This window comes from Roseomonas populi (assembly GCF_024594815.1).
Classification (GTDB): Bacteria; Pseudomonadota; Alphaproteobacteria; order Acetobacterales; family Acetobacteraceae; genus Roseomonas; species Roseomonas populi.
Genome location: NZ_JANJOU010000028.1, coordinates 13,035 through 26,620 on the forward strand (window position 1 = coordinate 13,035; position 13,586 = coordinate 26,620).

General features: G+C 68.3%; 15 protein-coding genes. 9 read left to right on the forward strand and 6 right to left on the reverse strand.

All coding sequences use genetic code 11. The features are described 5' to 3' along the window. Nucleotides 1-594: 594 nt before the first annotated feature. The 6 genes from NRP21_RS23535 to NRP21_RS28100 all read right to left on the reverse strand — a co-directional run bounded on the left by NRP21_RS23535 (nt 595) and on the right by NRP21_RS28100 (nt 4,320). Nucleotides 595-876 (reverse strand): DUF6894 family protein, encoded by a 282-nt coding sequence (locus NRP21_RS23535; protein ID WP_257718683.1) that lies wholly within the window; start codon nt 874-876, stop codon nt 595-597. 23 nt (nt 877-899) lie between these two features. Beyond that, complete coding sequence (locus NRP21_RS23540) at nt 900-1,355, reverse strand: helix-turn-helix domain-containing protein (protein ID WP_308219930.1); 456 nt, start codon at nt 1,353-1,355, stop codon at nt 900-902. Between the two features lie 968 nt (nt 1,356-2,323). Further along, nucleotides 2,324-2,602 (reverse strand): hypothetical protein, encoded by a 279-nt coding sequence (locus NRP21_RS23545; RefSeq protein ID WP_257718684.1) that lies wholly within the window; start codon nt 2,600-2,602, stop codon nt 2,324-2,326. Nucleotides 2,603-2,787: 185 nt separating this feature from the next. Beyond that, the gene (locus NRP21_RS27955) at nt 2,788-3,141 is read right to left on the reverse strand and encodes a hypothetical protein (RefSeq protein ID WP_308219931.1); all 354 of its coding nucleotides are present in this window, start codon (nt 3,139-3,141) and stop codon (nt 2,788-2,790) included. Between the two features lie 415 nt (nt 3,142-3,556). After that, entirely contained in the window at nt 3,557-3,763 is a 207-nt protein-coding gene (locus NRP21_RS23555; RefSeq protein WP_257718685.1) for a hypothetical protein, read from the reverse strand. 62 nt (nt 3,764-3,825) lie between these two features. Beyond that, nucleotides 3,826-4,320, reverse strand: a complete 495-nt coding sequence (locus tag NRP21_RS28100; protein ID WP_408639656.1) for a Fic family protein — start codon at nt 4,318-4,320, stop codon at nt 3,826-3,828. Nucleotides 4,321-4,713: 393 nt separating this feature from the next. Here NRP21_RS28100 and NRP21_RS23565 point away from each other — a divergent pair, with 393 nt between their 5' ends. The 9 genes from NRP21_RS23565 (at nt 4,714) to NRP21_RS23605 (ending at nt 13,561) form a co-directional block, all read left to right on the forward strand. Beyond that, entirely contained in the window at nt 4,714-5,361 is a 648-nt protein-coding gene (locus tag NRP21_RS23565; protein WP_257718687.1) for a hypothetical protein, read from the forward strand. A 118-nt stretch (nt 5,362-5,479) separates the two neighbouring features. Next, nucleotides 5,480-6,082, forward strand: a complete 603-nt coding sequence (locus NRP21_RS23570; RefSeq protein WP_257718688.1) for a TetR/AcrR family transcriptional regulator — start codon at nt 5,480-5,482, stop codon at nt 6,080-6,082. Between the two features lie 81 nt (nt 6,083-6,163). Next, nucleotides 6,164-7,423, forward strand: a complete 1,260-nt coding sequence (locus NRP21_RS23575) for an FAD binding domain-containing protein (RefSeq protein WP_257718689.1) — start codon at nt 6,164-6,166, stop codon at nt 7,421-7,423. Nucleotides 7,424-7,468: 45 nt separating this feature from the next. After that, on the forward strand, nt 7,469-7,771 hold the full coding sequence (locus tag NRP21_RS23580; protein WP_257718690.1) for a DUF485 domain-containing protein: 303 nt from the start codon (nt 7,469-7,471) through the stop codon (nt 7,769-7,771). Beyond that, nucleotides 7,768-9,435 (forward strand): cation/acetate symporter ActP, encoded by a 1,668-nt coding sequence (actP, locus tag NRP21_RS23585; protein WP_257718691.1) that lies wholly within the window; start codon nt 7,768-7,770, stop codon nt 9,433-9,435. The genes NRP21_RS23580 and actP overlap by 4 nt, the downstream gene beginning before the upstream one ends. Nucleotides 9,436-9,461: 26 nt before the next feature. Then, entirely contained in the window at nt 9,462-9,890 is a 429-nt protein-coding gene (locus NRP21_RS23590; RefSeq protein WP_257718692.1) for a cupin domain-containing protein, read from the forward strand. A 255-nt stretch (nt 9,891-10,145) separates the two neighbouring features. Beyond that, the gene (locus tag NRP21_RS23595; RefSeq protein WP_257718693.1) at nt 10,146-10,769 is read left to right on the forward strand and encodes a hydrolase; all 624 of its coding nucleotides are present in this window, start codon (nt 10,146-10,148) and stop codon (nt 10,767-10,769) included. Between the two features lie 132 nt (nt 10,770-10,901). After that, nucleotides 10,902-12,005 (forward strand): HlyD family secretion protein, encoded by a 1,104-nt coding sequence (locus NRP21_RS23600; protein WP_257718694.1) that lies wholly within the window; start codon nt 10,902-10,904, stop codon nt 12,003-12,005. Then, a complete protein-coding gene (locus NRP21_RS23605) occupies nt 12,002-13,561 on the forward strand; it encodes an MFS transporter (protein ID WP_257718695.1) in 1,560 nt (519 codons plus the stop codon). Before NRP21_RS23600 ends, NRP21_RS23605 begins: the two co-directional genes overlap by 4 nt. Nucleotides 13,562-13,586: the final 25 nt, after the last annotated feature.

The window sequence follows — 13,586 nt, forward strand, 5'->3', positions numbered from 1 at the left end:
GCGCGCGGGTGCGGATCGCGCGCGCCATGCTGGCGCAGGACTGCACTTGGGAGGCGATCGGGGAGCGGTTGGGCATGTCCCCGGCCGCCATCCGTATGATGGTAAGGAGGGCGAGGACGTGACCGGCTTCCTTCCCCTGTGGCTGGCCGCCCCGATCCTGGTTCTCTTCTCCGGAGCCACGGTGGTAACAATCGGCGCCGGATCGCGCGTCCCGCCATGGCTTCTTCAGCGGCGGTGCTCCTGGCGATCGGCACGATGCGTTGGGCAGCGCCCGGCTTCAGGAGATGGTGGCCGAGCTGGACGCCCTGGTGGAGCAGTACGGTTAAAGCGAGCAGGAGTGCAGGCGATGTTCACGGTGAGGTGGAAGAGGGCGTCGGACGGAAAGGTGGTCCGAAGCGAGGAATACGACACCGCTGAGGAGGCGATCGCGGAAGCGCAGGATCCGCTTCTCATGGGGGAAGGCCAGGAGGTGAATGTGGCCGTGACAAACGAGAATGGAGCGGTGTTGTTCCCGCCGCCTTCCAGGGCTTCTCCACCTCCGCAAGAGCCGTAGGCGCCAACTGGGCCTCGCTGGCCGTGTCCTCGGCCAGATGCTCAATTGCTGACAGAAGAGGCGCGGTTGCCGAGAGGCGGGACGGAGTGATCCAACCAGCGCCCAGTCAGGGAGAGCCGACAGGTGTAGATCAGGATGCCTAAGTTGTCTCGCACATCCACGATGAACTCTCGGCTGCTCCCATCGGGGATGCCTTCCTGGGCGATCTCGGACAGCAACTCCTGAGCTGCCTGACGCGCCGTCTCCCGGCTGGAGAGATCGGCGCCGACTTGGTCGCGCATGCACTCGATGCCATCAAACCTGTCAAAGTAGTATTTGCTCACGGCTTCGATGTCCTCTGGACCGCTTACCCAGCCATCATCTTGGCCACTGCGATCAGGGCGCTGCGACGCTTCGGATCGGTGATCGTGCAGAAGACCTGAAGCAACTCAGCGATGTCGTCGCCGGCGCTGGACTGGAGGTCTGGTGCGGGCGGCGGCACATTCTCGTTGGCTCCGGCCGTGATCAGCACGTCCGGGCGGATCTCCAACGCGCTCGCGATGCTGATGAGCCTGCTGGCTGCGATCCGGGTGGTGCCCATCTCATAGCGATGCAGCTGGGCGCCGGTGACGCCCACCATCCTCGCGAGCGCCTTCTGCGTCATCCTTTGTGCCTGGCGGAGATCTCGGATCTCTCGTCCGACGGCTGCGTCCGACGATGTCGGGGAGCGGTGATTTGCCTCTGCTGGACCATCACGCCGCTGGCTTTCAAGGCTCTTGGGCGACATGCCCATGTGCTCAGCCTGCCCGGCACTCTTGGCCATGATCCTGGTGCTGGGAGGGACTGACAGGTCCGCAGCCTTTACCGAAGATACTTCATCACCCTGGCTGATTTTAAAAATCAAGAGACGATCCAATCCGCAATAGAATGGGGCGTAGCGCTCAGTAGTGCTGCCGAACACCCCCCATATTGCACATCGACAGTTCAGAACCAGTATCTCCGGATACCAGAGTTGTGGGATATTTTATTTCTCTCTGGTGAAACTTGTTCGACAAAGCATGGAACCATGCTCGTTCAGAGCTGATGCTGGATCCAGGCCGTAAAGGCAGGCACCCGCCCCGAGGCCAGCAGCCGGCAACCACCGCCCCATTGCTGCCGCATTCGAACTAGATCGAACTTCGCCAGCGCCGCCTGCCACGGAGGGAGGCGCGCCGGGCGGTGGCGTTCTAAGCAATCAGCTGGCAGGTGTAGTTCCAGGAGCCCTGTCGTTGGCAGCACTCCACCGGAGCTGCTCATCCAAGAGCCGCCACCATGGCGAGGATGGTGAAAACCAGGAATAGGTGAGAAAGGTAACGAGACAGCGGCGCTCGTTCAGCATCTCGTCAAGCCGTGACGGGCGGTTCTGCGTTCAAAGCCCAGATCAGCCCTGCATAAGGCTGCCGGTCCATGTGCCGAGGCGGTATCGAAGAGGCAAAGCGGAATCTGGACGGTGTCGTGGTTCTGCGCCGGATCCTGGGCAGGATGGCGGCGTAGGGCGGCGCTGCCGACCCAAAAAAAGGCGACGCCCAAGGGCGCCGCCGAGTTTGGGGAGGAAACGTCCAAGAAGACAGGCAAGTCGTGCCTGCCAAAGACGAGCATACGGCACCGCACCCCGCCCACAAGTAACATGCTGCGGCGCAGCATTTGGTAGGCCGGTGCTACCCTCGTGTTGAGGATCAGATCCAGGTAGTCGCTGTAGAGCGGCATCCCGGTCGCCAACAGTTTCGCGATCCGCTGGATGATGGGCCAATTCTACTCCGAGATCTCCAGCGCTGGCGCCTTGGCGCGGTTCTCCAGCCCCGCACCGAAGCGCCGCTCCAGCTCGTGGCTCCAGTGGACATCGCAGCCCTGGCCATAGGGCTCGCTGTATCCAGCATCCGGGTTGGGGCCGGCGGGGAGCAGGCCTCGCCCCTTCGCCTCCAGCACCGCCGCCTGCCCGCCCGCCGAGTATATGGCGGGTTGCTGCGCTTCCTTCCGGGTGCGGGGATCCTCGCCGGGGAACAGGCACTGTGCCTGGAGGGGCGGCCCCATGTGGACTCTGACCCAACTGGGCGGCATGCCGAACACCCGCCAGCCCAGCACCGCGTGCCCAGCTTCGTACACACACGTCCAGGCCCATCAGGTCACGCCACCCCGCGCCCGTGTGCCGGCGTTGTCAGCCGCCACGCTACACGCCGCTCATCGGCATGATATGCGACCAGCCCCTGCGCCTCGCCCTACTCGATGCGCCCCAGCGCCAGGCCGAGCAGGCGGCAGGCCTCCGCAATGCGGCGCCCGCCCTCGGCCGCCTCGCCCTCCAGCAACACCTCCACCACCAGCTTCGCGCGCCGCCCCTCGACCGGTGGCGCCGTACTTGCCGTGGTGTAGTGGTCGGAGAGCATCCGCAGCAGGTTCACCACCTCGGGGTCCGGCAGCTCCACCTGATAGACGCCGCCGCTCCACTTTAGCACCCGGCCCGGGTGGCACCGGCCGCAGTCTAGGATCGTGACTTCGGCGCGGGCGTCGGTGGTGGGCTTCAGGGCGAGAAAGGACAGGCGCAGGTCAGGAGGCAGGCGGCTCCGGCAACCCATCCGGCATACGCCCCGTCACCTCTGCCACAGCGCGGGCGTTCGACAGCACCAAGCGCCGGCCTTCGCGGTCGAGCCCTTCCCAGAGCCGCACCAGCTCGTCCCGGCCGGCGTCAGCCCGCAATGGCGACGGTGGCGAGGGCCGAAGCTGGAGGCGCATGCGAGGGGGCGAATCGGACATTGCTATGCAAGGGTAGGCCAAACAAGAACATTGCGGTAACACGGGTGGGAGAGCGCCCCACCTGGGACGGCGAGGCGGTGACGGCTCTGGCCCTCTCGGCGAAACGGCCGTTAGCGCTCCCGCGCATGTGCAATCGTTACAGGCCCAGGACCAATTCCTTCCGCGCGTCCCGCGGCAGAGCACTCCAGGTCTTCAGCAACTCCATCCGGCCGAATGTGCCGAGGCAGCGTTCGATAATTATGAAGCTGCCGCAGGCGACGATTTCCACACCTCCGCCCCCGATAGGTCCGCAACGGTGAAGACTGTTGTCCGGGGTGAATCCTGGGCGGCCAACTTTTGTGCCTGCTTCAGCCCCGCAGCTACCGCTTGATCGAGAGTGGCGAAGTCGCTGACCTTCGTTCCGTCCTGCTTAAGCGTGAAATCGCCACCTGCCGCGATACTCATGGACTCCCTCCTTCTGATCTAACAATGACGAGCAGCTTTCCAGGCCGCCACCATGGCGTCTGTCATGTCCTGGGCATAGCAGAGCGGCGCCGAGCCACCAGGGCGGCTGTAGGCGCTCCTTCCGCAACAGGAAGAGCCGTTTCGGGCCGAGTTGTAAGGGCAGGACCAGAACCTCGGCCGACGAGTTCGTCCAGGCCGCCGCCCGCTTCACGCCCAGGGCGGGGACGCCAGCCCTGATGGACATGGACCGGATCCTGCGCCCGCACGACAGCGCCCTGGGGTGGGTCGTCGCCGCGGGCGAGGCGGGCCTTGTAGGAGTCGACGTTACGCGCGAGGCCGCGGGACACGGACCAGAGGGCCGATCCGATGCCGGTCCGCCGCAGCAGGGCGTGGGAGAGCAGGCGCGTGGCGCGCCCGTTCCCGTCCGCGAAGGGGTGTACCCAGAGGAGGCGGTGGTGGAGGCCGGCGATGGCGACGAGCTGGTCCGCGCGCCCGAAGCGCTCCGGCGCGCCCTCGTCGAGCCGAGACGGCCAGCGCCGAGGGCGCCGCGAGGTGATCGAGCTCGCCCGCGTCGATCGCGGCCTGCACCCCGATGTGGGCGGCGGCCTCCAGCTGGAGGTTCCGCCTCCTCGCGTCGCCGGCGAAGTCGTCCTTCAGGGCGCGGTCGATGTCGATGGGGCGGGTGTCGTGGCCCTCGATCAGGTTGGAGTAGTAGCAGTTCATCCCCCGCACGAGGTCGCCGATGGCGGTGGTCGTGGCCGGGGACAGCCGTCCTGCCAGTCCGCCGACCTCCGTCCCGATTGAGAACGCTAGGTCTCGAAGGCTGCCCGAGGCCGGCTGCTCGGAGCCGGGCACGATCGTCGGGGAGGCAGGGCCCGCGTTGCGCATGTCCATGGCCGGCTGGAACACCTCATCCGGCGAGGCAGGACTGCCGGTCCGGCCAGCTCCTGTTGCTCAAGGCGCAGCTCCTGGCCCCCTCTAGCCCGAAGGAGGCGGAGGATGCGTGGGCGGCCGCGGCCCGGCGGCTGGAGTTGCTGGACGAGCTCGCCCGCATGCGGGCCGGGGCCGACTGGCTCACGACGCGCCCGCAGCTCGGGCGCGCGATGTTCGGCCGGGGGCAGGCCACACCAGCTCCCGCAAGCCCCCAGGCAGAGCTCCTCGTCGCGTTCCTGGAGGCGACGCTGACGATGCTGGAAGGCAGGGAAGGGCAGACCGCCGCTCCCATCTCCACCTACCGGCCCAGCCCGCCCGACCTCTGGCGCATTCCGGACGCGGCCCGCCGCATCACCGAACTGCTCGGGCAGATCCCGATGTCGCTGACCCTGGAGCGCTGCCTGCCGCCCATCCCGTCGCATGCGTCCGACCGCCCTGTCCGCCTCCGGGCGGCACTCGCCAGCACCCTCGTCGCAGGGCTTGAGATGGCGCGAAATGGGATTGTTGGACCTGGATCAGGTCGAGCCTCTTGGGCCTATTTCGATCGTGTATCCGATATCCGCCGCCGAGCAAGCTGCTCGAAAATCAACATTTGGCCTGACTGCCCGAAGTCTGAAGCGGTTGGCGCCAATGGGCCTGCTGCGGGGCAAACGCTGCAGCACTGAAGGGTGTGCGCCGCCTCGGTGCTGGTTCCCCCGATACACCCTGCCCATGCTACACTGATCAGGTGATCAACTATGGAGACCTTGATTGACGCTAGCTCCAGTTGGGCGCGGTCGGCGTATGGCTCCGGCCGACCGTGAAGCGAGGATCTTGGAGGGTGCCGTAGCGTTCTTCGCGGACGTCGGGTTCGAGGGTGGCACGCGGGAACTCGCTGCTCGCCTTGGCATCACGCAGCCTCTGCTCTACCGCTATTTTCCAAGCAAGGAGGTGCTGCTCGACCGCGTCTACCAGGAAGTCTACCTCAGCCGTTGGAATCCGCAGTGGGAGAAGTGGCTCACGGACCGTTCTCGGCCTCTAGAGAAGCGGCTGACTGCCTTCTACCAGGACTACGCCCAGGTGATCATGACCTATGAATGGGTACGCCTCTTCATGTTCGCGGGCCTTAAGGGTCTCGACTTCAATGCCCGGTACATCGCTTTCCTGAGGGCGACCGTCTTCGACAAGGTGGTTCTGGAGCTTCGCGTCGATTGTGGCCAGGAGGACACCTCCCCGGTGCGCGACGAGGAGGTGGAACTCGTCTGGGGTCTCCACGCGGCCATCTACTACCTCGGGGTGCGGCGCTGGATCTATCGCATGCCGATGCCGGCCGACCTCGACCGAGACATCGCACTTCGCGTCTCTACCTTCCTCGGAGGCTTCTCACGGGTCTACGCCGACGCCTGAAATGATCGACTGATAATTTATCTTGCAGGGCGGGCTGCGGCCAGGCCATAGTTTATCCAACGATAAATTATGGAGGCCATGATGTCCCGCGCTGCTCCTAGCGCTACTTCGCCCCACCTACCTCGACGGGCCCTGATCGTCGGCGGATCCATGGCCGGGCTCTTTACCGCCCTCTTGCTCTCGCGCCAGGGATGGCAGGTCGATGTTTTCGAGCGGGTCGGCGGCGAGCTGTCCGGGCGCGGCGCCGGGATCGTCACCCACGCACCGCTGTTCGACGTGCTCGCCCGGGCCGGGGTCTCGTGCAGACCGGACGATCTCGGCGTCGGGGTGGCCGGGCGGCGCGTCTTCGACCGTGCGGGCCGGCTCGAGGCCGAGATTGCGCTTCCGCAGGTTCTGACATCCTGGGGGCGCCTCTACGCGGTGTTGCGCGCACACCTACCAGCCGAGCGTTACCACACCGACGCGAATCTCGTTGCAGTGGAGGAAGGGTCGGACGGCGTCACCGCGCGTTTCGAGGACGGCACCACCGCGCGGGGGGACCTCCTGGTGGGAGCGGACGGGCTGCACTCCACCGTCCGCAACCTCCTCTCCCCCGGCGTGCGGCCGAGCTATGTCGGCTACGTCGCATGGCGCGGCCTGGTGGAGGAGGCGGCCCTGAGCGACGCCACCCGGCGCGCCCTCTGCGGGCACTTCGCTTTCAGCCTTCCGCCGGGCGAGCAGATGCTCGGCTATCCCGTGGCCGGCGCCGACGAGGCCGTCCTGCCCGGGCACCGGCGCTTCAACTTCGTCTGGTACCGGCCTGCCGCGTCAGGAGAGATGCTCGGTGACCTCCTCACCGACGACGCGGGGACGCGCCACGAGATCTCGATCCCGCCCAACCGCATCCGCCCGCAGGTGATCGCTGCCATGCGCGCCGACGCGGACCGCCTCCTTGCGCCGCAATTCGCTGAGGTGGTGCGGCGGACTGCGATGCCGTTCCTGCAGGCGATACTGGACCTGGAGGCGCCGCGCATGAGGTTAGGAACGCGCAGTGTCATTCTCGGGGATGCCGCCTTCGTGGCGCGGCCGCATGTCGGCATGGGCGTCACGAAGGCGGCCGTCGATGCGGCGGCCCTGGCCGACGCCCTGGCCGGGCATCCGCGGGATATCGGCGCCGCGCTGGACGGGTTCGAGCGCAAGCGCCTGGCAAGCGGCCGCGCGGTGATCCGCCGGGCCCGACACCTCGGCGCCTACATGCAGGCGCAGATCCTCGATCCCGAGGAGCGGGCCATGGCCGAGCGCCACCGCAGCCCCGAAGCGGTGATGACCGAGACGGCCGTGGCCACCGGGCTCGCCGCCTGAGCAACAGCCCGGCCAACCGGGCACTCGAACACGAAGGAGAGGAAGATGTCTGAACTGGAACGCCTGCGCGCGCACCCCGCCTTCCGCCAGTTGGCAAGGCAGCGCGCGATGCTGGGATGGGGCCTGGCCGGCACCATGACCGCTACCTACTTCGCTTTCATCCTCTGCGTGGCGTTTCGCCCGGGGCTGCTAGGCGCGCCCATCGCTGCCGGCTGGACCACCAGCTATGGCGTGGTGGCCGGTGTCGGCGTGATCGCGCTGGGCTTCGTGCTGACCGCGGCCTACGTGCTCCTCGCCAATGCGCGCTTCGACGCGCTCGGTCGCCTCCTGCGGGAGGAGGGAGCATGAGCCGCCACGCTCTCGGGGCGGCGCTCGCCGTCCTAGCCCTTCCGGCGGTCGCCTGGGCGGCCGGGCCGGAGGTCGCGGGGGCCGTGACCCGATCGGCCGTGAACCCGTTGGCCATGGCGCTCTTCCTCGCCTTCGTCGTCGTCAGCCTCGGCGTCACGATCTGGGCGGCGCGGCGGGGCACGCGCTCGGCCTCCGACTTCTACGCGGCGGGCGGCGGGCTCGGCGGCGTGCAGAACGGGCTGGCCATCGCGGGGGACTACACTTCCGCCGCGACCTTCCTCGGCGTGACCGCTCTCGTCTACGGGTCGGGCTATGACGGGATGATCTACGCGATCGGCTTCCTCGTCGGCTTTCCCATGATCCTGTTCCTGGTGGCGGAGCCGCTGCGCAACCTCGGCCGGTTCACCTTCGCCGACGTGCTGGCCTACCGGCTGCGCGAGGGACCGGTCCGCATTCTCGCGGCCTCCAACACGCTCGTCATCGTCCTCTTCTACCTCATCGCGCAGATGGTCGGCGCGGGGAAGCTCATCCAGCTGCTCTTCGGAATGCCCTACGGCACGGCGGTCGGGATCGTCGGGGTGCTGATGATGGTCTACGTCACCTTCGGCGGCATGCTGGCCACCACCTGGGTGCAGATCATCAAGGCCGTGCTCCTGCTCTCGGGATCCGCAGCGATGTCGGCGCTCATCCTCGCGCGCTTCGGATTGAGCCCAGAAGCCCTGTTCTCCGCCGCGGCCGCGGTTCACGCCAAGGGCAGCGCCATCATGGCGCCCGGCGGGCTGGTGCGGGATCCGCTCTCGGCCGTGTCGCTCGGCATGGCGTTGATCTTCGGTACGGCGGGGCTGCCGCACATCCTGATGCGCTTCTTCACCGTGGCGGATGCACGGGCGGCAAGGAACTCCATCCTCGTCGCGACCGGCTTCATCTCGGTCTTCTACACGCTGCTCTTCATCCTCGGCTTCGGAGCCATCGCCCTCGTCTCCACCGATCCTGCCTTCCAGGACCCGGCGGGTGGGCTTCGCGGCGGCGCCAACATGGTGGCCCTGCACCTGGCGGAGATCCTGGGCGGCCCGCCATTGCTGGGCTTCGTCTCCGCCGTCGCTTTCGCGACCATCCTCGCGGTCGTCTCCGGCCTGACCATCGCCGGCGCCTCGGCCGCCAGCCACGACCTCTATGCCCGCGTGCTGCGCCGCGGTCGCGCCACGGAAGCCGAGGAGGTGCGCGTCTCTAAGGGCGCGGCGGTAGTGCTCAGCCTGTTCGCCATGGGTCTGGGCCTGCTCTTCGAGAACCAGAACATCGCCTTCATGGTAGGGCTGGTCTTTGCCATCGCCGCCAGTGCCAACTTCCCGGTGCTGCTCCTGTCGATCGCCTGGCCGGGGCTGACCACACGTGGGGCGGTCGTCGGTTCGGCCGCAGGGCTGGTTTCGGCCGTGGGGCTGGCCACGATGGGGCCCGGGATCTGGACGGCGGTGCTCGGCCTCGGCGCGGCACCCTTTCCCTACGACAACCCGGCCCTGTTCTCCGTGCCGCTCGCCTTCCTGCTCTCCTGGGCGGTGTCCGCACTGGACCGGAGCGCGGCGGCATCGGCGGCGCGCTCCGCCTTCGCGGCACAGCACCTTCGCGCCCAGACCGGCTTCGGCGCCGCTCCCCCCGCCCTGCACTGAAACAGCCCTGGACAATGAGATCCGCCATGACCGACACCGTGCATGCTCCTGCCCCCGCCTTCGATGGCTGGCCTGAGGCCATCCGGATGGAGCTGGAGACGGGCGCCATGAATCCCCGGGTGGGCACGCGCCTGCTCTCCGAGACTGGTCGCGTCCGGGTCTGGGAAATCCGCCTCGCCCCAGGCGAGCGGATCGGCTTCCATCGCCACGTGCTGGACTACTTCTGGACGGCCGTGACGCCTGGCCGTGCCCTGTCGCGCCAGGGTGACGGAACGCAGGTCGAGGCGGTCTATACGGCCGGGCAGACCCAGCACTCCGTCTATGGGCGCGGCGACGCCAAGGTGCATGACCTCGAGAATATCGGGGACACCGAGCTGGTCTTCACCACGGTGGAGTTCCTGGACAGCGCCAATGCACCGATGGCCCTGAGCGGCGCGCGGGACGATGGGGCGTGATGCCCGCCCCATCCTGCTCTCGGGGCGGTCCGGCCTGGCGGAGGTCCGCTTCCGCCGCGCCGGGGCTTCAGGCCAGGCCTCCGGCCCGTGTTAATGGGCTGACGCCCGCTCCTCCAAGATGCCAGGTCTGGAGGAGACGAAATACGTCCGTTTCCTGCAAGGCCTGAGTTGCCGGCCGCACTAGCCTCACCGCGACGCCGAGCTTGGCGCGGCCCGCGAGACGGGATCCCCAACCCTATCCCCATTGGACCGACGATGGCCGACATCCTCTTGCAGCCCGGTGACTGCACTCTCCTGCTGGTGGATGAGCAGGCAGGTCTCGCGTTCGGGGTCGGCTCGGCAGACCGCCAGCTGCTGCGGAGCAACGGCATCGCGCTGGCCCGGACCGCCGTTGCTTTCGGCCTCCCGGTGGTCGCATCGACCTCGGCATCAAAAGTCTTTAGCGGCCCGATGATGCCGGCCCTGCGGGAAGTGTTGAACGGCGTCGTGCCGATCGAGCGGAGAAGCATGAATTCCTGGGAGGACGAGGCGGTTCGCGCCGCGGTCGCGTCCACCGGCAGGCGCAGGCTGCTCGTCGCCGGCCTCCTGACAGAGGCCTGCGTTTCCTTCCCGGTCCTCAGCGCCCTAGCCGACGGATACGGCGTCTCGGTGGTTGCAGATTGCTGCGGCGGCCTGACGCCGGAGAGCCACGACTTGGCGCTACGCCGGATGGAGAGTGCCGGCGCGGCCATGACGTCCTGGCTGCAGCTCCTCCTGGAGCTGCAGCGCGACTGGACGCGCCGGGAGACTTACGAGGCGGCACGATCGATCGTCGTGGATCACGGCGGCGGTTACGGCATCGGTCTGGCATATGCCCGGGACATGATCAGGCCGGCCTGATCCCCGTGATCCTGATCCGCGGACGCGGGAGGCCTCGGGCGGGGCAGGGCTTGGGCGAAGGTCCGAGCCGATCCCGGCGATGGCAGGCCAGCGGGCATCGGGCCGCACAGGATGGATAATGGACGAGCGAGCATGAGCGAGCCCCCTGCGCCGCCCTCTCAGGCGCCCGCGGTCACTGCGAGCAGGTCCTGGTTCGCGGGCATCCTGCCGAACCTGCTGGCCCTGGTCCTGGCGGCCGCGCTGGTGGTCGCGGTGGTCGCGCGGTGGGACAGCTGGGTCAGCGGCCGCATCCGGCAGTGGACCAACGACGCGTACCTGCAGAGCGACGTGACACCGCTCTCCGCCCTCGTCGCCGCGCCGATTAGCCGCGTCGCCGTGGACGACTTTCAGACCGTGCGCGCCGGCGACGTCCTGCTGGAGTTGGACGGGCGTGTCTATGCGGCGCAGTTGGCCCAGGCCGAGGCCGGCGTGGCCGCGGCGACCGCCAGCATCGCGAACCTGCAGGCCCAGGAGATGCTACAGCAGGCCAACATCAGCGCGGCCGAGGCCGCCGTGGCGGGCGCGACGGCCACGAACGGGCGGGACCGGCTGGAGGCGGCCCGCCAGCGGGCACTGCTCCGCAGTGGCATCGTCGGCACCGAGCAGCACGTCGAGCAGGCCAATGCCGCGCGGGATCTCTCCGATGCGCAGCTGGCGCAGGCACAGGCCGGGCTGCAGGCGGCGCGCCGGCAGCTGGAGGTGCAGCGCAGCCAGGAGGCGCAGCTCCGGGCCAACCTCCACGCGGCCGAGGCCGCGCGGGACCTGGCGCGCATCAACCTCGGCTACGCGACGGTCACTGCGCCGGTGGATGGCACCGTCGGCCGGCGGCGCGTCTATCCCGGACAGTATGTCGGCGTGGGAACCCAGGTCATCTCGGTCGTGCCGACGAGCGGCCTCTACGTCATCGCCAACCTGCGGGAGACCCAGGTCACGCGGCTCCGCAGCGGGCAGCCGGCGGAGATCCGGGTGGACAGCTTCCCCGGCCTGCTCCTGCGCGGGCACGTCGCGGACTGGTCCCCCGGCACCGGCGCGCAGTTCGCGCTGCTCCCGGCCGACAACTCCACGGGAAACTTCACCAAGGTGGTGCAGCGGATCCCCGTGAAGATCATGCTCGACGGCGATGCCGGGATCGGGGGGCGGCTCCGCGCCGGCATGTCGGTCGAGGTCACCATCCACACGGATGCTCCCGCGCCGTGATCGCCGCCGGCTCCCTCTCCGGCACGCCGGCCCCTGCGGCGATGGTGCCGTCCGGCCGCCCGCTGGTGGGCATCCTCGCGGTGCTGCTGGGGGCGCTGATCTCCACCCTTTACGGCCGGATTACGAGCTTCGGCCTGGCCGACCTGCGCGGCGCCGTGGGCGCGGGATTCGACGAGGGCGCCTGGATCCCTACGGCCGCCACGGTGGCGCAGATGTTCATCGGCCCGCCGGCCACCTGGCTCGGCGCGGTCTATGGCCCCCGGCGCGTCCTGCTGGCGTCCGTCAGCGTGTTCGGCCTGGCCTCGGTGCTCATCCCCTTCTCACCGGATCTGCCGGCGCTGCTGCTGGGCCAGGTGGTGGCCGGCCTCGTCTCCGGAACATTCATCCCGCTCACCATCGGCTTCGTCCTGCAAAACCTCAGGCCCTCCTGGTGGCCCTACGGCATCGCCGCCTTCGGGCTGAACCTGGAACTCTCCCTCAACATCCCCGCCTCCCTGGAGGGGTTCTACCTCGATCACCTAGGCTGGCCCTGGATCTTCTGGCAGGGGGCGGTGCTGGCGGTGCCCATGGCGGCCTGCGTCCTCCTCGGCATGCCGCGGCAGCCCGTCAACCGGGCGCTGCGGGACCGCGCCGATGGCTGGGGCATGCTGCACGCCGGCGCCGCCTTCTCCTTAATCTACGCGGCGCTGGAACAGGGCAACCGCCTGGACTGGCTGCACTCCGGCCTCATCTGCGCGCTGCTTCTCGGCGGGGCCCTGCTGCTCGTCGCCTTCGTGGCGCGGGAACTTGGCACGGCGGAGCCGTGGGTGAACCTCAGCTTCCTGCTCCGCCGCAACATCCTGCCGCTGCTGGCCATCCTCGTGCTCTACCGCTTCGTGCTCCTCGCCACCGCCTACCTGATCCCGCAGTACCTCACCACGGTGCAGAATTTCCGTAGCCTCGAGGTCGGGTCCGTGCTGATTTGGATCGCCGCGCCGCAGTTCGTCCTGGCGCCGCTGGTGGCGCTGGTGCTGACCCGGGTGGAGCCGCGGATCGTGCTGGCGATGGGCGCCGCGACCATGGGCGTGGCCTGCATCATGGCCATGCGAATCACCCCGGAATGGCAGACGGGCGAGTTCCTGCCGTCGCAGATTTTCCAGGCGGTGGGCCAGACCTCCACTCTCGTCGCGATGATTCTCTTCTTCGTTCGCCATCTTCGCCCGGCGGATGCGCTGACCTTCGGGGCGGTGCTGCAGACGGCCCGCCTCCTGGGCGGTGAGTTGGGCAGCGCGACGATGCAGACCTATCTCCGCCTATCCGAGCAGGTGGACTCCTACCTCCTCGGCCTGCACCTGCAATCGGGCGCCGCGGATATTGCGGAGCGGCTGACGCGCATCGCCGCGCTAGCCGGCTCGCCGGCCAGCGGCGAAGGGGATGCCTCCGGCCGGGCACTCTCGATCCTGGCCGGGGCCGTCCAGGCGCAGGCCAACGTCCTCTCGGTCATCGACGGCTTCGGGGCCGCGCTGATCGCCGTGGTCGCCATGCTCGGCCTCATCGCCCTGCTTCGCGAACCCTGAAGGGAATGGACATCATGATCATTCA

Bases quoted from the DNA above. Each gene is read 5' to 3' on its own strand.
- NRP21_RS23540 (WP_308219930.1), bottom strand. From the start codon at position 1,355: ATGGCCAAGAGTGCCGGGCAGGCTGAGCACATGGGCATGTCGCCCAAG.
- NRP21_RS23545 (WP_257718684.1), bottom strand. From the start codon at position 2,602: ATGGGGCCGCCCCTCCAGGCACAGTGCCTGTTCCCCGGCGAGGATCCC.
- NRP21_RS27955 (WP_308219931.1), bottom strand. From the start codon at position 3,141: ATGGGTTGCCGGAGCCGCCTGCCTCCTGACCTGCGCCTGTCCTTTCTC.
- NRP21_RS23555 (WP_257718685.1), bottom strand. From the start codon at position 3,763: ATGAGTATCGCGGCAGGTGGCGATTTCACGCTTAAGCAGGACGGAACG.
- NRP21_RS23570 (WP_257718688.1), top strand. From the start codon at position 5,480: ATGGCTCCGGCCGACCGTGAAGCGAGGATCTTGGAGGGTGCCGTAGCG.
- NRP21_RS23575 (WP_257718689.1), top strand. From the start codon at position 6,164: ATGTCCCGCGCTGCTCCTAGCGCTACTTCGCCCCACCTACCTCGACGG.
- NRP21_RS23580 (WP_257718690.1), top strand. From the start codon at position 7,469: ATGTCTGAACTGGAACGCCTGCGCGCGCACCCCGCCTTCCGCCAGTTG.
- actP (WP_257718691.1), top strand. From the start codon at position 7,768: ATGAGCCGCCACGCTCTCGGGGCGGCGCTCGCCGTCCTAGCCCTTCCG.
- NRP21_RS23590 (WP_257718692.1), top strand. From the start codon at position 9,462: ATGACCGACACCGTGCATGCTCCTGCCCCCGCCTTCGATGGCTGGCCT.
- NRP21_RS23595 (WP_257718693.1), top strand. From the start codon at position 10,146: ATGGCCGACATCCTCTTGCAGCCCGGTGACTGCACTCTCCTGCTGGTG.
- NRP21_RS23600 (WP_257718694.1), top strand. From the start codon at position 10,902: ATGAGCGAGCCCCCTGCGCCGCCCTCTCAGGCGCCCGCGGTCACTGCG.